Raw genomic sequence first — 22,818 nt, forward strand, 5'->3', positions numbered from 1 at the left:
TCCCACGCATGAATGACGTGGGCTTTCATTTGCTGTAAACTTTTTGATAATAACTTTTATATTCGTCACTTAGTAAAGGTTGCCACCAGTCACGGTTAGCCAAATACCATTCGACAGTACGCCGTAAACCTCCTGCTACTGTCTCTTGAGGAGTCCAGCCTAATTCTCGTTTAATTTTGCTCGCATCAATGGCATAACGACGGTCATGTCCAGCACGATCTTTGACAAAGGTAATTAATTTTTTAGCGGGGCGAACAGGTAAATCTGGTGCCAGCTCATCCATCAGTTCACATAGTTGTTTCACCAAGTCGATATTTTTGACTTCGTTATTGCCACCTACGTTATAGGTTTCGCCTGGTTTACCGCGATGAATCACGATATCTAGAGCGCGACAATGATCTTCAACAAAAAGCCAATCTCGAATATTTTGTCCATCACCATATACAGGCAGAGGTTTACCCAGCAGAATGTTAATACACATTAAAGGAATTAACTTTTCGGGGAAATGATAAGGACCATAATTATTTGAGCAGTTGGTAATTATAGTAGGCATACCGTAGGTATGGAAATATGCCCGAGCTAAGTGATCGCTTCCTGCTTTTGAAGCTGAATAAGGGCTATTGGGAGTATAGGGGGTTGTTTCTGTAAAGGCTGGATCATCAGCTTCTAAGCTACCATATACTTCATCTGTGGAAACGTGCAAAAAGCAATCGCTCTGGGGTTGCTCTCGTTTATTCCAGCGTTGACGAAAGGCTTCTAGCAAGGTAAAAGTTCCTACTACGTTAGTCTGTACGAAAGCTCCAGGTCCTAAGATAGAACGGTCTACATGAGATTCAGCAGCAAAATGAGCTACCGTATCAAGATCTTCCGACTCTAAAAGATTGTCTACTAAAGTGCGATCGCAAATATCTCCTTGAACAAACTTTAGGTTAGGATTACTCTCCAAACTAGCCAAATTCAGTTTGTTCCCCGCATAGGTCAAGGCATCCAAAACCACTACGCGATCGCTTGGATAGCTTTTACACCAATGATGGACAAAGTTAGAGCCGATAAAACCTGCTCCTCCGGTAATCAATATTTTACGGGGGGTTCTATTACTGTCCTGTTGCATAAAAATTACTTCTTACCTCTTACTAAACAAAGCTCTCAGCTCTCAGCTTTCGATTACCCAACTCACGTTAACTCAATCGTTGAGTCATCACCAACCATAAAACGCAATGCTTTAGGACGTTGGGGTGCAGCTTTAAGATGTGCCCTTTCCCCGACTAAACTATCGACAATGCGATCGTTAATTCCTTCTAAAGTTGCTCCTTGGAGAATCACACTATGTTCTAAGTCAATGTCTATCAGAGTCGTATTATCAGCAATGCTACTGTAAGGACCAATAAAACAATTAGTAATCTGACAATTGTCACCAATGGTTACAGGTCCACGAATCATAGAGTTGATTATTTGAGAACCCTTTCCTATGTGAACTCGACCACTAATTTTACTTGGTTCATCTATTGCCCCCTCAATGGTTAACTCTAAACAAGTATCTAAAATAATTTGGTTGGCTGCCAGAAGATCGTCTTTTTTCCCTGTATCGAGCCACCATCCTGATAGCTGAAAAGATGCCACACTCTTTTGCTTGTCAATAAGATACTGGATCGCATCCGTAATTTCTAATTCACCTCTGGCCGATGGCTGAATATTCGCGATCGCATGATGAATTTCTGGAGAAAATAAATAAACTCCCACTAATGCCAGATTTGAAGGTGGATTTTTCGGTTTTTCAATCAGTTCCAGTACATTACCGTCACTATCAACTTTAGCTACCCCAAACGCACTGGGATTTTCTACCTCACAGAGTAAAGTTAAAGCATCTAAATGTTGAGATTTAAATTTATCTAAGAATAGGTCTAACTCACTTTGAACCAAATTATCTCCTAGATACATCACGAAAGGCGAGTCTCCTAAAAAAGGTTGAGCAACTTTTACCGCATGGGCAAGTCCTAAAGGTTGCTCTTGCTTAATATAAGTAATCTGTGCTCCAAAGCGATCGCCATTCCCTGTCTTCGACTGTACTTCTCCCCCTGTTTCTGGACTAATAATAATGCCAATTTCCGTAATTCCTGCGGCCACAATGGATTCAATGCCATACCAAAGGATTGGTTTATTAGCTACGGGAACGAGCTGCTTTGCACCTGTATAAGTTAGAGGACGTAACCTTGTACCTTTACCACCAGAGAGAATAATCGCTTTCATTTTTATCAGTAATCAGTAATCAGTAATTAGTAATTAGTAATCTTTTAGAGATCGCCATTCAGATAGCATTTTCCTGAGAGATTCTCGCCAATGGGGAGGATAAACTCCTAATGTTTCCGTAATTTTGACTTTGGATAAAACCGAATAGGCAGGACGTTGAGTTGGGGTCGGATATTCAGCTGTAGTAATTGGCAAGACTCTTTTAATCTTCAAGGGAAACCCCAGTTGTTTCGCTTCAGCAAAAATAGCCACAGCTAGATCGTACCAACTAGCAACCCCACTACTGGTAAAGTTATAAGTCCCATCCGTTGCTAAATTATTTAGATATTTTTCGAGTAACTGAGTAATCGCTACGGCAATATCGTAAGACCAAGTAGGACTACCTATTTGATCCGCAACTACCTTCAATTCTTCTCTATCTGCTCCCAATCTGAGCATGGTTTTGATAAAGTTACCATGTCCTCTGGAACCATATACCCAAGCAGTACGGAGAATGATATGGCGATCGCAGTTTTTTCTAACCCCTTCTTCTCCTAAAAGTTTGGAATTACCATATACACCCAAAGGATCGGTTTGGTCTGTCTCTAAATAAGGAGTATGATTTTGACCATTAAATACATAGTCGGTTGAGATATGAACCACAGTGGCACCGATATCTTGAGCTACTTGAGCGATCGCCTTGGGTGCCTCGGCATTAATTGCCATAGCCAATTCAGTTTCGGTTTCTGACTTGTCCACAGCGGTATAGGCAGCAGCATTAACTATTACATGAGGTTTGATCTCTGCAATCCTGTGTTGAATTTGGTCTGGTTGACCTAAATCAAGTTCATGACGATTAACACCTATCACCTCTCCTATCGAAGTAAGGGTCTGTTGCAACTCTTGACCAACTTGCCCTGTAATTCCTGTCAATAATATCTTGGTCACGCAAACACCTCAGCTTGATCTAAAGGTTTACCTGCCTGATCTTTCGCCGACAAGATTGGCTCTTCTGTTATTTGCCAATCTATATTAAGTTGCGGATCGTTCCACAGAATCGAACGTTCGTATTCAGGAGCATAATAATCGGTAGTTTTATAGAGAAAATCTGCCATATCAGACAATACTACAAAGCCATGAGCGAATCCAGGTGGCACCCACAGCTGTCGCTTGTTTGCTTCACTGAGAATACAACCACTCCACTGTCCAAAAGTTGGTGAACTTTTACGGATATCCACCACTACATCATATACTTCTCCTAAGACTACTCTGACTAGTTTTCCTTGAGATTGTTTAATTTGATAGTGCAATCCTCGCAAAACATTTTTAGCCGAGCGAGAGTGATTATCTTGCACAAATGTACTGGTAACTCCAGTTTTCGCTTTAAAAGTTTTTTCGTTAAAGCTTTCCATAAAAAAGCCGCGATCATCACCAAACACCTTGGGTTCAATGATTAAAACATCGGGAATATTTGTTTGAATGATATCCATGAAGCTTTTTATCTAACTTCTACTCAGCCTTTAGAGATAATTCTGCCGTATATTAACGGAGTGTTATCTGACTGCATCACGATAACATAGCATTTGATAAATAATATTCAGAAAAATTACTGAGAATTTTGTTTTGAAGCTAACAATCAATAGTAGCTATACTAGGGAACTCGTAATTTATTGAAAATAATGGCACACTCACATATGGGCACACCATTACCCTTTAGTTTACTATGGCGCTAGTCCACAGGTAGGTCATTCTGAGATTTTTCCGTAACCCATCACAGGCTAAGTATTTACATCCGCTTAAGGCGATACTTCATCGCCTTAATCAAACTCCCGCTATGCAGCCAGATTTTCCGTTTCAGCCTCAAACCCTCCCAGTTTTTTATGGCTGGGTAATTTTGGTAGTGACCACCATCGGGATTATCATGAGCATTCCTGGTCAGACTGCTGGAGTGAGTGTCTTTACCGATCACTTGATTGCCGCCACTGGACTATCCCGATTAACCCTAAGTAATGCCTATCTTATTGGTACCCTTACCAGCGGATTACTATTACCTTTTGGAGGCGTATTTATTGATCGGTTTGGGGCTCGCTTGGTAGTGATAGGTGCATCTATTTGGCTGTCCATAACACTGATTTATCTAAGTATGAGCGATCGCCTAGCTCAATGGACAAGCGCTGCATTATCCCTTAACTCCTCTAGAGCGATCGCCTTTATCTTCTTGTGTATTGGCTTTATCAGCCTAAGGTTTAGTGGTCAAGGGATGTTAACGATGGTAAGTCGCACCACCCTTGGTAAGTGGTTTAATCGTCGTCGAGGTATCGCATCGGGAACCGCTAGTGTATTTGTATCCTGTGGTTTTTCAGCGGCGCCTCTGCTACTTAGCTTTTTTATCGATCAATTTGGTTGGCGTGGAGCATGGCTAAGTCTAGCGGTACTAGTTGGTCTTGGCATGGGAACAATTGGCTGGTTATTTTATCGAGATAATCCAGAAGAGTGTGGCATGGTAATGGATGGACTTTCCTCCGCTTCTGTCGCTGCCGGTTTTCCAGTTACTACTCCTGCAACTAAATCCTCTGATTCACCCAATACCTTATCAACCCCATCTGAGCATTCAACAGTATCGAAAACATCTCAACGTAACGTTTCTCCTACTCGCGACTTCACAAGATCAGAAGCTCTGCGGACGCTTGCATTTTGGGCTGTCACACTGGCTCTGGCATCTCAAGCTCTGACCATAACTGGTATTACTTTTCATATTGTGGATATCGGTGCTTCTGTGGGGTTGCCGCAAAAACAGACTGTTGCCATCTTTTTACCCATCGCCATTTTTTCGATGCTGACAAGCTATTTTATGGGTATAGTCTCAGATAGAACCCAATTGAGGGTCTTGTTTATCGGTATGATGATCTTTGAAGCCTTTGGGATTAGCGGTATGGCACACTTAGATAGTGCGGTGCTGCGGATAGTTGCGATTGTAGGATTGGGTATCAGTGGTGGATGTTTTGGGACACTATCAGCAGTAACTATGCCGCGTTATTTTGGGCGTCAACACCTTGGTGCGATCTCTGGAGTTGAAATGATGACTCTAGTGATTGCCAGCGCAACTGGTCCATCCCTCCTAGCGATATTTAATGAACTATTTGGCAGTTATCGCTTGGGACTATACTTTTTTTCAGGAATCCCTCTGACCATTATTTTTCTACTCATCTCGTTGCGAAATCCTCAAGAGTCATGAATCTTCTCGTCAACTTGAAGATTTAGTTGACAGAATTGTGAGCATTGTAGAGTTCTTTGTGGCAATATTATACTTCTAGTAACAGGCTAAGAGCTGGCAGCTTTTTCGGTCAAAGTTTTCTATCATCATCATAGGGATTAACTCATAACCTATGACAGCATCGACAGAAACGAAACTATTACTAAAAGAACCAGAACAGCTAGAAATTCGCCTGAAGGAGATACCCTCCGAACCAGGAGTGTATTTCATGCGCAGTGGTAATGGCGATATTTTATATATTGGTAAATCCAAGAAATTGAGATCGCGTGTTCGTTCTTATTTTCGCTCTGCTCAAAAACTAAGCGACAGAATCGCGATGATGGTGCGTCAAGTAGCGGAGATTGAGTTTATTGTCACCGATACGGAAGCTGAATCTTTAGCACTAGAAGCCAACTTAATCAAAAAACATCAACCTTACTATAATGTATTGCTTAAGGATGATAAAAAATATCCTTATGTGTGCATTACTTGGTCAGAAGACTATCCCCGCATCTTTATTACTCGTAAGCGTCGGGCTACTAAGCAGCGCGATCGCTATTATGGTCCTTATGTAGATACTCGTCTACTGCGTTATACTCTGCATATAATTAAGCGTGTTTTTCCTCTACGTCAACGTCGTAAGCCCTTGTTTAAAGATCGTCCTTGTCTTAATTACGATCTAGGTAAATGTCCTGGAGTTTGTCAGTCTTTAATTACTCCTGAGGAATATCATAAAATCGTCCAAAAAGTGGCGATGGTGTTTCAGGGTCGGAGTGATGAATTAGTTAATACTCTAGAATCCCAGATGGAGAAGGCGGTAGAAAGATTGGAATTTGAGAAAGCGGCTAAATTCCGCGATCAGATCAAAGCCCTCTACAGTCTTAATGCCGACCAGAAAGTTTCCTTACCCGATGATACTGTTTCCCGTGATGCGATCGCTTTGGCTGCGGACGATAAACACTGCTGTATTCAATTATTTCAAATTCGTGCAGGTAAATTAGTAGGGCGTTTGGGTTTCTTTGCCGATGCTCAATCTGGTTTACCTGGGGCAATTTTACAACGGGTATTGGAGGAACATTATTCCACTGTGGAGGCAGTAGAAATCCCCACCGAAATTCTGGTACAACATGAATTACCTGATGGAGAAATATTAACGGACTGGTTGAGTAATAAAAAAAGTAGAAAGGTTAGCTTAGTTAATCCCCAAAGACAAATCAAGGCTGAACTAATCGAAATGGTAGAACGTAATGCCAACTATGAATTAGAACGAACTCAACGAGTAAGCGATCGCAACTATAAAGCATTAGAAGATTTGGCAGCTATTCTTGATTTATCTGAATTACCTAAAAGAATCGAAGGTTATGATATTTCCCATGTCCAGGGATCAAATGCTGTCGCTTCTCAGGTTGTTTTTGTGGATGGTGTACCCGCAAAACAACATTATCGTCATTACAAAATTAAAAACCCCGATGTCAAAATAGGACACTCTGATGACTTTGCTAGTATGGCAGAAGTCCTTGGTCGTCGCTTTCGCAAGTATGCGCAAATTCCCCCCTTATCAAAGGAGAGAGGTGGGGATCAGGATTTTCCAGATTTAGTGATGATTGATGGTGGTAAAGGACAATTATCTTCAGTGGTTAAAGTACTGCAAGATCTGAACCTATTAGAAGTAGTCAAAGTAGTTAGTCTGGCGAAAAAAAGAGAAGAAATTTTTTTACCAGGAGAGTCTAAGCCTTTAGATACGGATGCTGAACAACCTGGAGTTCAATTACTAAGACGGGTAAGAGATGAGTCCCATCGGTTTGCTGTTAGTTTCCATCGTCAACAGAGACTAAAAAGTAGCAGGCGATCGCGCTTAGCAGAAATTCCTGGTTTAGGTTTCCATCGTCAAAAGCAACTCTTAGCTCATTTTCACTCTATTGATTATATTCGTGAGGCTTCCGTGGAAAAGTTAACTGAAGTGTCTGGGATCGGACCAAATTTAGCTCAGGAAATTTATAATTATTTTCATCCAAACCTAAATTGAAGATGCAGAACAACTTAGAGCCTTCTCTCTCGATTAATTTTTCTAAGGAAAAAGAAGAAGGTTATAAACGTATTTTTAAGCGATCGCCTCTTGTTTCTAGTATGTCCGTTGGCTGGAACGATCTAGTAATTGCCTACGATCAATATCCTCCAGGAGAAATACCTAAAATTTCAGTCAAACAACATTGTCTGGGAATTTATACTAATATGCCATCATTTGTTCAAACAGAAAGAACTATTAACGGACGTTTAGTACGAGAACAAAATATTCAAGGAGATTGTGTCATTGTCCCTGCCAACACAAGTCATCAAGTAGCATGGAATCACGAAGGTGGCGCACTTACCATCGCGATCAATCCTACAGTTTTTGCTCAGACTATTTACGAAGTAGTCGATCCTGACTGTGTTGAACTTTTGCCTCAGTTTGCAACTCCCGATCCCCTTATTTATCAGATTGGAGTAGCACTTAAATCCGTTTTAACTAAACATGGCACCAGCAGTCGTCTTTATGCCGAGACTTTAATTAATGCCCTCATTCTTCATTTACTAGAACATTATTCAACTAATCGCCCAAATCTTTCTGAATGTATAGCAGGAAAGCTACCTAAATATAAATTACAACAAGTAATTGACTATATTTATGCTTATCTAGATCGCGACTTAAGTTTAAAAGAATTAGGAACTGTGGTACAAATGAGTCCCCAATATTTTTCCCAGCTTTTTAAAGAAACGACGGGCATTACCCCCCATCAATATGTTATTCGCTGTCGTATCGAACGAGCCAAAGGCTTACTCAAGCAGGGATTATCTATTGCCGAGACAGCAACTCAAGTAGGTTTTGTAGATCAAAGTCATCTTCATCGTCATTTCAAACGTCTAATGGGTGTTACGCCCAAAACTTTTTCACAACAGTTTAAGAAGAGAAAAAACTAGCGCAGTTATTATATTGATTCCAGAGCGAGTATTTAGAAATTTCCTTAGATAGTAAATTTTTTGAGTAGTTTTGTACTGTTTGTTTGAATTTTGTCATAATAAATCTGTGACTCACTGAATCAAGAAATTAAACATTATGAATGTTACCAACATTTCAGAAATAGAAACCCTGAAGCAACTTCAAATTGCTGACAAAACGAGCGAAAATGATGCAGAAAAATCAATGCGGTTTCTGGGAACATTTAATCAATGTATATATGGAATGGTGAATTTTATTGGGGAAACCCCTTGGGAACTTCATCCTGATGATGAATATCTACAAGTTATTGACGGTAATGTGGAAGTTACTCTTTTAGCAAAGGAAAATAGAACTGAAATATCTCTTTCAGCAGGCGATATATTCACTGTTCCGAAAGAAGTTTGGCATCGGCAATTTTCCGAACATGGCGTCAAGCTAATGTTCATTACTTCTTCAGAAGGAAATCAGCATTCAACCAAAGACAATCCCAACAAATAGTTGGAATATCCAAAAATACGCAGAATTTACAAGCTAATTATCCAGCAAACTTTTCATACTGGTGGTGAAAACATTGCAAAAAGAATACCAGCGATCGTGATTGAAACTAACACCCAAACACAAACTCAAATGTATGAAGGTGCGCCTTGGTGTTTAGGAAGATATGACAGCTTTGAAATTAATCAACCTAAACTAATTACTCTTCTCGATCATGATTACGTAATTTGGAAAGATGAATCGGGTAATTTAAATGCTTTAGACAATATTTGTCCTCATGCTGGAGCAAATCTAGCTAAAGGCGGTTATATTGTAGATTTTCAGGGAAATAACTGTTTAGCTTGTCCTTATCACGGTAATAAAGTCCAATTTTTAGGCGATGGTAAAGTAATTATCGATGGTAATATTTCCAATCAAGCTATACAGCAAGTATTACCGTTACAAATTGTTGATAGTTTAGTTTGGACTTATGGACTTAGTTGGCAAGAACAAGATGGAAAATTAGTTTCTGAACCAATTGAACCAAAACTACCTATTCCCGATTATAGTAATGTTCCTTATCTACCGAAATCCCATTCGCAACTACAGATAAACGGACTTAAGCATATTTATTCTCGCTCAGAATCAGTTGATTGCAATATTCTCCAAGCTATTTGGAATATACATGATGGGGAGCATTTTGCAGGTAGTCATCGGGATACTATGCTGACACAAGAGATAAAAATAAATAATTTAACTCAGGATGAAAATAAACTTGCTTGGCAACTAATTCAGTACAAACGTGACGATCCAGATGCCAAAAGAAATAAGATGAGCTTGCTAGTTGACAATGTATATGTACAGTGTTTCAATACATTTTTACCAAGTCTGGCAGTTATCACTTTAGATTATAGAGGACAGCTTGTTTTAGGCATCGTCACTATATATCCAGAGTCCCCTCATAGCACCATACTATGTTTAGATAGTTACATAGATTTTGAATTTAGCTGGTGGCAGAAACTGATTGGATTTCCGAAAATAGCCAATATATTTCGCGATCGCTTACTTATTGAAGATATATCTATCCTTAATGATCTCTATCTAACCTTCAACAAAAAAATTAACCTCAAAAATGATACCCCTGCTGAATTAGCAATCAATTATCTTCAAAATTGGGGTGATTAATCGGACATTTCGCAGGTCAGTCAGCAGATTAAATAATATTTTTGGCAAGGGTTTCCAAAAAACCGTAAGATCTTCAGTCGGGTGTCAGTAAGATTAGAAACTTGTATTTGATGATTCAAATGAACAAGATGAACCGCCTGAAAACACTGAAATACCCATCTTAGTGTAGGAGTAGAGGTGGGTTTCTTGAGTTGGTTGGGAATAGTCTGCTCGGAATGAGCTAAGACTTGTCTTAATTGACGTTGACCGAGAGTATAAACTAGCAAACACAAACCCATAACCATTGCCAGGGCTGCCACTCGCCGAGGAGTATTCAAAAAGACACTCGAAGTAAAAAACAGAGGATCTTTCAAGAATCGGAAACCCCTTTCCGAACTTTGCTGACCTTTATATTCAGTTAAAATCTCATCATTAGTCAGAATCTTCTCATCGAGAACATTAGTAGCGAGAACAAACCTTCCTGCTTGTCTTCTGGCAATCTCAATTACCTCATCTACAGGAACAACTTGAGCCTTGATACGATAGGTAAAATGTTCAGGAGACTGATTTTTCCTAGGTCGTCCTGCCTTTGTGTAGTGAGCATCAGTCTCAATGTCGATTAATTCTAAGGAATGATATTTCCAGTTGCGGCTAAGTTTTTCCGCCGCTTTTTTGGCATCGGCAGCACAGGCAAAATCTTGTCTCATCAGTGACTTAAGTTCACTTGTCGCTATTTTAAGTTGTTTTGTTAGTCGCTTTTCGAGTTGCTTGAGATCGCTATTAAGACGCTTTTCACTTTCAATAATTAGCCAACGTTGATGAACTCCTCCATAATCGCAACAACATGATGCAATACGATAACCTGGAATTTTGCTCTCAACCAACACCTCGCCTTCGATTGATTCAGCTAAGATTTTGGCGGTTTTTATACTTCGAGGGACAAGGGTAATCCAGTTTAACTCTCCCAGTTGTTGAATATTTGCTGAACTGTAAAGCGCACTGTCAGCAACGTAGATACTATCCAGATTCCATTCCTGTTTAAATTGCTCGATCAATTGAGCAAAAACAGCACGGTCGGATTCGTTTCCATTTCCTATCCTCACAAACAGGGGGACATCTCCATCTCCTGTACAGATAACATCCATCATGAATTGTTTTAAATCTGGTCGATGATCTTTGGAGTAGCCGTAAGTTATCTTGACGGATTCGATTGATTCGGTTGATTCGGTTGATTCATCTGCGGTTTCTATTTCATAGCTTCCCTCCAAACTAAAGCTACTCGAATCTAGATGTAGACTCTTGGTCAAAAGGTTAAATCTTTGATGGGCTAACATCGCAATGCTAGTGAATAAGGTCGTTAATCCTTGATTCGACAAGCTATCCAAAGCTCTTCCAATTCGGTCATCATTCAGATGTTCTGGTTTAATCCCCTCTCCTAAAAGATGTTCCGTTGCTTTGCCAACGAAAAACTCACTAAATAAGTACAGCGGTGCACTGACAAACCCTAATCCATTGAGAATCATAGCTTTCACCACTTGTCCTGTGCTGATGATTTGTTGGGGATGTTGCTCTATTTGCTTATCTATTTCTTCAACTAATCCTATTTGGTCAACGATTCCTGCTACTATACCTAGGTGGTCTAAGTTTTTAACTTGGATATCCATTCAGAGGTTATTTTAACTCTTCATTTTAATACCCTATCTTTATTCCTCAACCTGCGAAATCCCCGATTAATCTAACTATTTTAAGCGTTGACGATACAGTAGTAGAAAAGCTCTATAGCAATATCACCAATCTTTTTACAAAACTTTAATAAATTGACTTGCTCCATGAACTAAAGGCAATAAAGCTCCCGCTTGTTCTGTGCCATTAACTCCTAAATCACTGTGACAGAGAAATATTCTGGCTTCTGCTCGACCTAAAAGATCTCGCAAAATACGCTGTAAACGCTGTTTATCCATCTCGTATTCATCTTCGGGCATCCAAGTTTTTCCGTTCCATTGTTTCCAGAATAAAGGAGCTGCAAAAAGAGTGGCTGCACCACCCTGGGACCAAAGTGGTGAACTGGCATCGAGCCAAAATTGCCAACGATGGGACGAGCGCAGAGAGCGATATTGGAAGATCGTAGCTAGGGTCACAGCATTAGAGTTGCTGGGAAATTGGCTGAGTGGTCTGGGATTAGCGGTAATTGTACCGCGACGTAATAGTTGAATAAATTGAGCTGTGGTTGTCGTTTGGGTTTGGAAACTGGGTTCATTTTGTCTTAGTCGGCGATCTACTTCCCAGAAATGTTGAGCGGTTTCCATTAATTCTCTTAAAACTGCTATTTTGTCACTGGTCAGATATTTGCCATTACCTAAAAAGTCTTTAATTGCCTCTGATAATAGAATAGTTGGCGTGATAAAACTTTGTTTTCTTTGTCGCTCTTTACTTGCTTCAATCCATTGAACTATTTCCTGGTATGCATTTGTGGCTTGATGTCCCAACCGATCCCAACGGGGAAAGGTTTCTACAGAAGATAGATAAGGAGATTCAGGATCGACATGATAGCAATAGTCAGCAATTAGTCCTGCCCTCACTGGATCGATTTGGGAGACTAACTTCCCAGCTTGGGTTTTTTGGCTAAATACGGTCAGCATTTCGGCAATAGAATCTCTTTCTACTAAGCGACCTAAATCAGCATAGACTAAGCAAAGTAAAGTTAGTAAGCTTCTGACCAGAGGAGAACTAATGATGGGGCGTTGTTCATTAAGAGGTTTTATAGCAATACCCTGGGCTGAGAGAATCTCTATGAAGCTATAGCGAGCAATTTCATCTAAACCAGGGGCAATAATGGCTATTTCTGAAGGTTCAATTTCCTTCTTTTGAACGGCTTGAATAATAATCTCGGCAGTTTTTCGGAGTAATTCAGCGCGGGAGATCGTTTGTAAAGACTGAATGCTATCTGGTGCAGTAATTAGATAAGCTCTTTCAGTGACTAAATCTACTGCCGTATCAGCAAACTCAACTGCCAAATTACTATTGATAGGCATAGATAATTCTACTTGCTCACAGCGAGCAGCTAAACCCTCTAGATAGTCTGGGTCGGCATTTAAGCCCAGGCGTATTTTGCCATCAGGGTTATAGGTAAATACAGCAGAAGCCCCTCGATCTAACATTAGCTCAAACAAGTCACGAGCGATCGCCGGGTAATCATCAAGATCGTCAGCAAAAATTGCCTGATAGCGACGCTGTAAATGCTGTTGATATCTATGGTTAGGCAACAAATAGCGCCAGTAAAGTTCATAGATCAGACCGTAAGTTAGTAAACCTCTTTCTAAACACCATTTACGCCACAGTACAAGCAATTCACCCATTCTTTGCCAGAGATTACTTTGATCTCCTTGAGTTAGATCCAATCCTGACAAACCCTGATGCAATATCATTGGGATATCTTCTGTTGGGACACCACTTGCTCCTGCCAACTGCATTAAATCTAAGGTTTGGCGCACCAAACGATACTCATTATCTATGGCACACAAATCTTGCCAATCTGGTTGATTACGCCAGAGCTGAGTGGCTAATTCTTGTTCAGTTTCAGGGCGCAACCTGAGAGGAAATTGAGCTTTGAGCTTTAACTCTTCAAAAATCAAGGGAAAAAATAACATCACTTCGTCAGTGATAAAGCCGACAGGAGTTTTACATACTACAGGATATGTACCATCGACCGCGAGAACAAGACGGTCATTTAATTCCCGGCGATTATTATTGTTGGCAGCAAAAACGAGAATGGCTGAGGCTAGATTCTCAGGAACATTCTTCAGTTTGGGTTTGATTAACTGCTTTCTCACCCAGTTACAAAACTCTGCTACCAGACGAGAGGTTTTTCCTGTGCGAGTTGTCCCAACTATCCAAAGCGGCATAATAAGCACAATTAATTTAAAAGCTATTAGCCTTTAGCTTTTAGCTGTTGTTTAATGTCTAATCAACATAAGTCCAGATAGTTATTATAAACCGCGAGCTAGTCGCCAATATTTTTGTACTAACGAATAACGAAAAGTATATAAACTGCCTGAAAGATTATCTTCTTGCACTAAATAATAATCTTTCATTAACAATCGTAAGACAGTTCTGGCTGTTTCTTTGTCTCTAGTATCGGGTTCACTTTGCAGATATTGCCACAGCCTTTGAAACGAGGTGGGAGGATTGATTGAGAGAATATCTAAAATATTCAGAGCATAAGGCTTCTGTTCTTCGTTGTAATAATTATCGATTCGTTCGCGATAGTGATCCATTTTCCAGAGATTTAATGGACTACGTAAGGATTGATCTACTGTCTCGATAATCTCATCCTGAGTCACTTCACTAGTTGCACCTTTAAGTTGATTAATTAAGTGATGAATATAAAAGGGAATGCAGTCTACAGCCAGGGCAATTTCTTCAGCAGTTTTTTGCAGATTAAAAGTGGGTATTTCTTCTCCTTCCAAAAGTCTAATGGTTAACTCCATCGCATCTTCTAGAGCCAATGGTTGACCATCTACGGGATACATATCATTGGTAGGATCGTTGCTGTAGCCGGCTTTCTGCAAATTTTTAATAATGTGGTGTAACCCAATGGAGCCAGAAAACACCATCCGCACATCAGGATAGGTCTGACGAAGCGATCGCAATATATCTAAGAGTTCCATTGCCACTTGATCGCTGAAATTACCTAACATATGAGGGATCTCATCCCAAATAAAGACAATTTGCTTATTTTGCAAGGTAACTACATCTTCAATGGTCTTAGTAAGTAGAGTTTTCCAATGCTCTTCTGCCACTTCTGGAAATTGATAAGCACTAAAATAGCTACCTGTTAATTCGCTGAGAAACTCTCTGACTCGCCTAGCTTTACCTGTTTCTCTTAAATATGTTTCTGTATCCTGCCAAACTCCCTCCACAAAATCAATGGGAGTTCTGACTCCTTCTAAGTCGCGATAGATAGGCAACATATCCTCTGGTGCTTCGGCTTTCATCTTTTTAAGGATGCTACTTTTACCGATTCTTCTCTCACCACTAAAAATAAAGCTTTGTTGTCTTAATCTATCCCAGAGGTCTTCAATTAACTGTTCCCTACCAACAACCTCATCAGGAGAAATTTGCCCCCCTGGATTTACCTTAAAGTCATCGCTTTTAAACTTGAAACTGGCAATTTGATCGTTCCATTCTCTCTCTGGTTGAGAAGCACCGTTCCAGTCGAGATTTAATTCCTGACACAGGCGAATAAAAGTGTTTAAGGCAATTGGCTTGCAATTGATAAACTTAGAAACCGACGAACGAGATATTTCCAGGCGTTCAGCAATTGAGCGTTGCGTTAATTGCTGGGTAGCCAGAGATTCCTCTACTTTTGTTATCCATTCGCTATTTAACTGTAAGGAGCTACGTGCCATATTGCTTTACTCGTATTGTAGATAACCAAATAACTGCAGACATTAAAACTGTCTTAAGCTATCATAAGCAATCTTACTAATACAAAATTGTTGAAAATCTTTGCTTTAATATTTTCTTTTGATTAGATTTTAGAGGGAAGTAGAGGGCTAAGGAAATAATTAGCTACCTAACGTAGTCCCTTATCCCTTATCCCTTATTCGTTTACCTTAAAAAGCTTTAAGCTCTAAGCCTTAAGCTTTAAGCTCTAAAGTTTACGCTTGGTAAACGGCTAACAGTGAGACAGTTCGTTGGCGGGGGAACCCCGCTTAAAGAAACTGTCGTTGGCGGAGCCTTCTCGAAGAGTACCCGAAGGGCTTATAGCTATCGGGTTTAATGCCCCCAGCAAACGAAGTTTGGTGGTCTACAATTAGGAGAGGTTAAAGCCTCTTATAATTGGCTTACAGCTTACAGCTTATAGCTGCGGCTCTGCCGCTTTACTTACCCATACCCAATTGCTGAGCTTTTTGGTAAACTTTTCCTTCGGTTAGGAGCGATGGAGCAATTACTACATCAACTTGCTGCATTTCTTTAAGATCTTTCGCACCCAAAGTTCCCATACTGGTTTTAATTGCACCCAAGAGATTATGTGTACCATCGTCTAACTTGGCAGGTCCGACCAAGATTTCTTTGATTGTTCCTGTTGTTCCCACCTTAATACGAGTTCCACGAGGCAATACAGGACTAGGCGTTGCCATGCCCCAATGAAAATCTCCTCCAGGTGCCTCAGCCGCTCGGGCAATGGGCGATCCAATCATCACAGCATCAGCACCGCAAGCAAGACATTTACAGATATCTCCTCCAGTGATTATGCCACCATCAGAAATTACCGGGATATATTTGCCAGTTTCAGCATGATAATCATCCCTGGCAGCAGCACAATCTGCAGTAGCAGTAGCTTGAGGAACACCTACACCTAAAACACCTCGGGAAGTACAGGCAGCACCAGGTCCAATTCCAACCAGCACCGCAGCCGCCCCTGCCTTCATTAGTTTCAGCGCTACTTCATAAGTTACGCAGTTGCCCAACACCACAGGCATCGGCATCTCTTGACAGAAGGTAGCTAAATCGAGGGGCGAGATTGCTTCTGGAGCTAGATGATCGGTAGACACCACCGTAGCTTGAACAAAGACCAGATCTGCCCCTGCTTCAGCAACGGTTTTGCCGTACTTGCTCGCTCCTGCGGGAGTTAAACTAACTGCCGCGATCGCTCCTTGACTTTTGATCTCTGTAATTCTTTTAGTGATTAGCTCTGGTTTGATGGGTTCTGCATAGAGTTCCTGCATTAAACCTACAAACTCTTCTTTTCCTACGGAAGCAATTCGCTCCAAGATTGGTTCGGGGTTTTCATAACGGGTTTGTACCCCTTCTAAATTTAAAACCCCAATTGACCCCAGTTCCGACAATAATACTGCCATTTTGACATCTACAACACCATCCATGGCACTTGCCAATATAGGTATTTCGCGGGCAATACCGCCAAGTTCCCAGGTTGTATTTGCCAAACTGGGGTCTAAAGTACGCACTCCAGGTGAAAGTGCTATTTCATCAAATCCGTAGGCTCTACGAGCCTGTTTTCCGCGACCTATTGATATTTCCACGCTCTTGATTCGTTCCCAAAGCTTATTAGCATAGGCTATCAAATTTTATACTTCTTTGGAAATTGATTAGAGCTTAAAAATGTGTATCAATACTTATGAATTGATGAGAACACAGTCGATTGAAACTTCTCGAACAAGAAAAATATCAGTTATTAGGTTTTAACTCGTCCAAGACAACAAACCTGATATGATTTAGAGCTAATTCCCCAATGGAGACGGTTTCCTTCTCTATTTTTACCCCTCCACTAGTGATCATTTCAAAAGCAGTATCCTTGGCCATTTCTGCGTGATACCAAGCTAGTCCCATAAAGAAGCGAGTAGGATAAGGACCACCTTCAAAGAGATCGTCTGGATTGGATTCCATTGGTAGCCAGCCATAGCCAGGGAGATAAAACTCCATCCAAACGTGGTTGTAGTCGGGTTGTAAAGGAATATTTTTCTTCAGCGGATCGCCAGGACATTTGTATCTGCCAACGGTACGACAGGCAATACCATTTAAACGGCACAGAGCCAGTAGTAAGCCGAGGTATTCGCCACAGGAGCCTACCCCTCTTTTGAGGACGATATCTGGAGTATCGATATGGGGTTTTATGCCATAAGCGAGTTTGTCGTAAACATAGTTACGAATACTATAGACTTGCCGCAAAATATTTGTTTCTCTGCCGATCGCTCTTGACGCAGCCTGACGAATGATATCTGTATCCATTGCCAGGTTATCGTTATCTGTCAGGTACTTTTGTTTAAATTCCTCTGTAAGTTGAGGTAGATCCTCGCAATGGCGGGGTTGAATCTGATATTTGATGCTCCAGACTTCTAAAATAGCTTTCCAACCAAAGACATAACGCTGTTCAGAATTAAAGTGCTCAAACTTAAATACAGCAATTCGTTGTCCGTCTTTAACCTGTTCAGTAAAGGGTAGCCCGATCGCACTAACTTCTCTAATCTTCTGTCTGTCTGTTTCCGCAGGTAAAGCAATACGCCATTCTAAGTCATTTAATTCTATGGGATCGAGGGGAGAAATTTCCTCTGTGTAAGACATTTCAACTAAATAACCATTGGAAAGGGCATACTTTTCCTCGCGATTGTAGTGAAAATAAAGGGGATGAATAAAAGTGTTATCGCGATACTGTAATTCGTAATTAGGTTCGGCGTTGGGATTATCGCGAATATAGATCTCACGCTCAGCATAAGCTACATATAAAGTCTCTTGTTCTGTTTCACTATCAGTATCAAAAGCTAATCCTGTAGGGGATTCAAAGGGAGTCAGTACACTAAAGATAGTTTCTCCTGTCCCGCGGTCAAGACAGTAGACAGTTTGCTCTAATGTATCGGTCAGCCAGATTTCTTCTTCTTTGACAGTAATATTTTCGACTCCAATTCCTGGAGCATAAAAGTGAGTAATTTTAGTTGCGCGATCGCGATCGTAAATTAAAATCTGTCCTAACTTTTGACTGGTAAGATAGATGGTCGATTCCCAAACAGCTATCCCATCGATGTCGTAATCTAAACGTAAAAATAATTGCGGTTCAAAATCTTTTGTTACCAACGAACAACAATAGACACATTCGCGATTGGTAAACCAGAGAATATTATCAGTAATTGCTAACCCCGTTGCCCCTAAAAAATCTGACCAATAGTAAGTATTTAAAATAGTGGTGTTTTCTGTTTTGGGATCGATCTTTAATAAATAACCGTTGTGAGAATCGAGTGCCCAAACAAAGCCTTCGTGAAACACAATACCGTAAATTGAACTAGCCGCGATCGGTCTTATGGTTTTACTGGCTTGAACGGCACTAGACTGTTTCGGGGTCATATAGTCAGAAAAGTTGGATTTTTTTAAATTTTATATTTGTTTCGTCAATATTAGTGTCGATATTGAACAATAAAGATACACTAACGTAACCATTAGCAACTAACAATAAGCGAATAGTAACTAGCTTTTCCTTTAGCACTTTTTCAACAGGTTTCTTGTGAACTCATCTCCATCTTCTCCATTGCCTGATGTTCAGCGACCCTGGCATACATTATCTCCAGATAATACCTTAAAACAATTAAATAGTAATAGCGATCACGGATTGACTGATACCGAAGTAGAGCAACGACTAAACTACTACGGTAAAAATGAAATTGTTGAAGCTAAGGGACGTAATTCCTGGGAAATTCTGTTAGATCAGTTCAAAGACATCATGTTGTTGATGTTGATAACTGTAGCAGTTATTTCCGGAATATTAGATTTAGTTAGTTTACGAGAATCTGGGGTAACACAAGGAGAAATACCGTTTAAAGATACTATCGCCATCATGACTATTGTAATTCTCAATGGAGCGTTGGGATACCTACAAGAAAGTCGCGCAGAAAAAGCCCTCACTGCACTAAAAAACATGACTTCGCCACAGGTACATGTACTGCGAAATGGTCAAAAAGTATCAATAGACTCACCGCAGCTAGTGCCAGGAGATATTATTTTCCTCAAAGCAGGAGACCAACTATGTGCTGATGGACAAATTATTGAGGCTGTCAACTTACAGGTAAGAGAGTCTGCTCTTACAGGAGAAGCGCACGCTGTCCAAAAATCCCTACAGTCAGGATTGACAGAAGACACTCCCTTAGGCGATCGCCTTAATATGGTTTTTACAGGTACTGAGGTACTACAAGGACGGGCTAAAGTCGTGGTGACGACAACGGGAATGGAAACAGAACTAGGCAAAATAGCCCAAATGTTGCAGTCAGTCCAGTCCGAAACTACCCCTCTGCAACAGCGGATGAATCAATTAGGTCATGTATTAGTTAAGGGTTCCATGACGCTGGTGGGATTAGTAATTGCCATCGGTGTAATCCGTAGTGGTTGGACTCATTTACGGGATTTAGTGGAAGTTTCTCTTTCGATGGCAGTGGCGGTAGTTCCTGAAGGTTTACCGGCGGTAATTACCGTTACTCTGGCTTTGGGAACCCAGAGGATGGTCAAACGGAAAGCTTTAATTCGTAAACTACCAGCAGTAGAAACCTTAGGTTCAGTCAATACGATCTGCTCCGACAAGACTGGTACACTAACGCAAAACAAGATGGTGGTGCAAAAGGTAGCAACAGTTAAGAATTTATGGACCGTTACCGGAGAAGGCTATCAACCCACAGGAGAGTTTTCTAACGATGGCAAAATTGCTCGAGAAAATTTACTACCTGAGCATCCTGAACTAGAAATATTGCTTACGGCTTGTGTATTATGCAATGATGCCACGCTGTCTCACGAAAAAGAACAAGGCTGGCACATTGTAGGCGATCCAACTGAAGGGGCATTATTATCTTTGGCAGGAAAAGTAGGTCTAGAACAGCCTACCCTCAATAGTAAAATCCGTCGTGTAATCGATTTTCCTTTTGATAGCGATCGCAAGCGGATGAGCGTTATCTGTAATGTAGGTGGCAACTGTGATTTGCCGTTCCAAAATGATTTAATTCTGTTTATCAAAGGTTCGCCAGAAATTGTTCTAGAAAGATGCACCGCTTATCATAGTAGCGGAGATAAGTTGCCTTTAAATCAAGATAGTCGTGATGCCATCTTAGAAACTAATAATCACCTGGCAAATGATGCTTTGAGAGTCTTGGGCTTAGCATATAAACCCCTGACAGAAGTGCCAACGGAAGATAGCGCGTCAACCACCGAACAAGAATTAATTTGGCTAGGCTTAGTGGGGATGATGGATGCACCCCGTACTGAAGCTCAATCCGCGGTTACTGAATGTTTAGAGGCAGGAATTCGCCCAATTATGATTACGGGAGATCATCAACTAACCGCCAAAGCGATCGCCCAAAAACTAGGAATTACTCAAGAAAATGACTCGATTCTGACAGGACAGGAAATACAGAAACTATCCCAGGTCGACTTAGAACAAGAAGTCCAAAACGTAAATATTTATGCCCGTGTTTCTCCAGAACATAAATTACGAATTGTACAGGCATTACAACGCCAAGGTCGATTTGTCGCTATGACCGGAGATGGAGTTAATGATGCTCCGGCACTAAAACAGTCAGATATTGGTATTTCGATGGGCATTACAGGGACAGACGTAAGCAAAGAAGCCAGCGACATGGTGTTGCTGGATGATAACTTTGCCACCATTGTTGCTGCTACCGAAGAAGGGCGAGTAGTCTACAGTAATATCCGCCGTTTTATTAAATATATCTTGGGTAGTAATGTCGGAGAAGTAATAGTGATTGCCGCGGCACCTTTAATTGGTTTACCAGATGTTCCTCTCACCCCGTTACAGATTCTGTGGATGAACCTCGTTACCGACGGCTTACCTGCTCTTGCCCTAGCAGTCGAATCGGCAGAACCCGATATCATGAAGCGACCCCCCATTGATACTAAAGCCAGCATCTTCTCGGGAGGTTTAGGACTCTACATTATTCGTATTGGTATCATCTTCGCCATTATTACCATTGCTCTGATGAGTTGGGCATATGGTTCAACCCAAACTTCTAGCAATCCTAATAGTTGGAAAACTATGGTCTTTACTACCCTCTGTATCGCTCAGATGGGACACGCCTTAGCAGTGCGATCACATGAACGGATGACTTGGGAACTAAATCCTTTTTCGAATCCCTATCTTCTAGGTTCAATTGTCGTTACTACCTTACTACAGTTATTGCTGATCTACGTTCCCCCACTACGCAGCTTTTTTGGCACAGAGGTTTTAACAGGACAACAATTGTTAATTTGTCTCGGTTTTAGTCTCTTGGTCTTTGTTTGGGTAGAGTTGGAAAAGTTCTTGATTCGTTTGGTTAAAAAATGACCCAAAAAAGCTCTAAGCTCTAAGCTTTAAGCTTTAAAGTTTACTTAAGTAAATAGCTCATAGCTTATAACTTATAGCTAGGGCGAAGCCCTTTACCAAGTGCTTGCCAAAAAAATAATGAAAAAATATCAATGATAATCATCGCCACTACAGCAGATACAGCTATAAACCAGTTTTGGGCTTTAATTTCGGGAGTATTATTGTTAAATCGCGAAACTTTTGCCTCAATCCATAATTTACCTTTGGGCTTAATTACCAGTATTTTAATCGTCTTATTGGCTGGATTATCGCAAACTTTTGGTCAAAGCGTGATGCTGTTTATTAATCGGGTACGCCCTCTCCGGTTTGTACTCTCAGTGGCGATCGCAGCAGTCTTATTTGTCTTTAACTACAATTTTTGGGTATTGAGTACCTGGTTAGTTGCAGGGTGGTTATTTAAAGTCCATCTGCCTCTAATAGAAGTGATCGAAACTCTAGGATTTAGCTATACACCATTGTTACTAGGTTTTTTGATGGTGATTCCCTATTTTGGAATGCCGATTTTAATTGTGCTATCAATCTGGACTCTAATGGCGATCGCCACTGGTTTAGAGGTAATTTCTCACTTGGGAATTTGGCAAGCTTTTGAATGTTGTCTTGGTGGCTGGCTAGTACTACAAATCTCTCAGCGTGTTATTGGTAAGGCGATCGCTCGCATCACCAGTAGAATAGTTGACTGGGTTGCCGGAGTTGAATTAATTACCGAACCTGATTATTTAGAACAAATGCTCTACACTGGTTTACCCATCCCTCCTACTAGTTCAGATATACCTAATTTACTAGGAAGCTCAGATAACAGTAATGAGTAAAATTGGATCGGTTGTTTAACTGACATTCCTAATAGATTAGAGT

General features: G+C 40.7%; 16 protein-coding genes. 7 read left to right on the top strand and 9 right to left on the bottom strand.

Translation table 11 applies throughout. The features are described from left to right. Positions 1-25: 25 nt before the first annotated feature. The 4 genes from rfbB to rfbC all read right to left on the bottom strand — a co-directional run bounded on the left by rfbB (position 26) and on the right by rfbC (position 3,716). Entirely contained in the window at positions 26-1,111 is a 1,086-nt protein-coding gene (gene rfbB / locus PLEUR7319_RS0109725) for a dTDP-glucose 4,6-dehydratase (protein WP_019505030.1), read from the bottom strand. 62 nt (positions 1,112-1,173) lie between these two features. Beyond that, positions 1,174-2,247 carry a glucose-1-phosphate thymidylyltransferase gene (locus tag PLEUR7319_RS0109730; RefSeq protein WP_019505031.1) on the bottom strand — a complete coding sequence of 358 codons (1,074 nt, stop codon included), beginning with the start codon at positions 2,245-2,247 and terminating at the stop codon, positions 1,174-1,176. Positions 2,248-2,280: 33 nt separating this feature from the next. Continuing rightward, the gene (gene rfbD, locus PLEUR7319_RS0109735; RefSeq protein WP_019505032.1) at positions 2,281-3,174 is read right to left on the bottom strand and encodes a dTDP-4-dehydrorhamnose reductase; all 894 of its coding nucleotides are present in this window, start codon (positions 3,172-3,174) and stop codon (positions 2,281-2,283) included. Further along, positions 3,171-3,716 carry a dTDP-4-dehydrorhamnose 3,5-epimerase gene (gene rfbC, locus PLEUR7319_RS0109740; RefSeq protein ID WP_019505033.1) on the bottom strand — a complete coding sequence of 182 codons (546 nt, stop codon included), beginning with the start codon at positions 3,714-3,716 and terminating at the stop codon, positions 3,171-3,173. The genes rfbD and rfbC overlap by 4 nt, the downstream gene beginning before the upstream one ends. A 344-nt stretch (positions 3,717-4,060) precedes the next feature. Between rfbC and PLEUR7319_RS0109745 the strand changes: the two genes are divergently transcribed. The 5 genes from PLEUR7319_RS0109745 to PLEUR7319_RS0109765 all read left to right on the top strand — a co-directional run bounded on the left by PLEUR7319_RS0109745 (position 4,061) and on the right by PLEUR7319_RS0109765 (position 10,115). Beyond that, positions 4,061-5,461: an MFS transporter gene (locus PLEUR7319_RS0109745; RefSeq protein ID WP_019505034.1), complete on the top strand. Its 1,401-nt coding sequence runs from the start codon at positions 4,061-4,063 to the stop codon at positions 5,459-5,461. A 151-nt stretch (positions 5,462-5,612) separates the two neighbouring features. Further along, positions 5,613-7,505: an excinuclease ABC subunit UvrC gene (gene uvrC, locus PLEUR7319_RS0109750; RefSeq protein WP_019505035.1), complete on the top strand. Its 1,893-nt coding sequence runs from the start codon at positions 5,613-5,615 to the stop codon at positions 7,503-7,505. 2 nt (positions 7,506-7,507) lie between these two features. Further along, positions 7,508-8,437, top strand: coding sequence for an AraC family transcriptional regulator (locus PLEUR7319_RS0109755; protein ID WP_019505036.1), 930 nt, complete (start codon positions 7,508-7,510; stop codon positions 8,435-8,437). A gap of 136 nt (positions 8,438-8,573) precedes the next feature. Next, positions 8,574-8,954, top strand: coding sequence for a cupin domain-containing protein (locus PLEUR7319_RS37975; RefSeq protein ID WP_019505037.1), 381 nt, complete (start codon positions 8,574-8,576; stop codon positions 8,952-8,954). Then, positions 8,955-10,115 carry a Rieske 2Fe-2S domain-containing protein gene (locus tag PLEUR7319_RS0109765; protein ID WP_019505038.1) on the top strand — a complete coding sequence of 387 codons (1,161 nt, stop codon included), beginning with the start codon at positions 8,955-8,957 and terminating at the stop codon, positions 10,113-10,115. It abuts the gene before it with no gap. Positions 10,116-10,135: 20 nt separating this feature from the next. Here the strand turns inward: PLEUR7319_RS0109765 and PLEUR7319_RS0109770 are convergent, their stop codons facing one another. The 5 genes from PLEUR7319_RS0109770 to PLEUR7319_RS0109790 all read right to left on the bottom strand — a co-directional run bounded on the left by PLEUR7319_RS0109770 (position 10,136) and on the right by PLEUR7319_RS0109790 (position 18,953). Then, positions 10,136-11,758: an IS1634 family transposase gene (locus PLEUR7319_RS0109770; protein ID WP_019505039.1), complete on the bottom strand. Its 1,623-nt coding sequence runs from the start codon at positions 11,756-11,758 to the stop codon at positions 10,136-10,138. Positions 11,759-11,893: 135 nt separating this feature from the next. Continuing rightward, positions 11,894-13,996 carry a hypothetical protein gene (locus PLEUR7319_RS0109775; RefSeq protein ID WP_019505040.1) on the bottom strand — a complete coding sequence of 701 codons (2,103 nt, stop codon included), beginning with the start codon at positions 13,994-13,996 and terminating at the stop codon, positions 11,894-11,896. 84 nt (positions 13,997-14,080) lie between these two features. Beyond that, the gene (locus PLEUR7319_RS0109780; protein WP_019505041.1) at positions 14,081-15,502 is read right to left on the bottom strand and encodes a hypothetical protein; all 1,422 of its coding nucleotides are present in this window, start codon (positions 15,500-15,502) and stop codon (positions 14,081-14,083) included. A 474-nt stretch (positions 15,503-15,976) separates the two neighbouring features. Next, on the bottom strand, positions 15,977-17,140 hold the full coding sequence (locus PLEUR7319_RS0109785; RefSeq protein ID WP_019505042.1) for a GuaB3 family IMP dehydrogenase-related protein: 1,164 nt from the start codon (positions 17,138-17,140) through the stop codon (positions 15,977-15,979). A gap of 145 nt (positions 17,141-17,285) precedes the next feature. Beyond that, entirely contained in the window at positions 17,286-18,953 is a 1,668-nt protein-coding gene (locus PLEUR7319_RS0109790) for a transglutaminase family protein (RefSeq protein ID WP_019505043.1), read from the bottom strand. Between the two features lie 157 nt (positions 18,954-19,110). Here PLEUR7319_RS0109790 and PLEUR7319_RS0109795 point away from each other — a divergent pair, with 157 nt between their 5' ends. Together PLEUR7319_RS0109795 and PLEUR7319_RS34785 are read left to right on the top strand one after the other, a co-directional pair. Then, positions 19,111-21,927: a cation-translocating P-type ATPase gene (locus PLEUR7319_RS0109795; protein ID WP_019505044.1), complete on the top strand. Its 2,817-nt coding sequence runs from the start codon at positions 19,111-19,113 to the stop codon at positions 21,925-21,927. A 131-nt stretch (positions 21,928-22,058) separates the two neighbouring features. Then, positions 22,059-22,775 carry a hypothetical protein gene (locus PLEUR7319_RS34785; RefSeq protein ID WP_019505045.1) on the top strand — a complete coding sequence of 239 codons (717 nt, stop codon included), beginning with the start codon at positions 22,059-22,061 and terminating at the stop codon, positions 22,773-22,775. The last annotated feature ends 43 nt before the right edge of the window (positions 22,776-22,818 follow it).

This window comes from Pleurocapsa sp. PCC 7319 (assembly GCF_000332195.1).
In the GTDB taxonomy this organism is placed as follows: domain Bacteria; phylum Cyanobacteriota; class Cyanobacteriia; order Cyanobacteriales; family Xenococcaceae; genus Waterburya.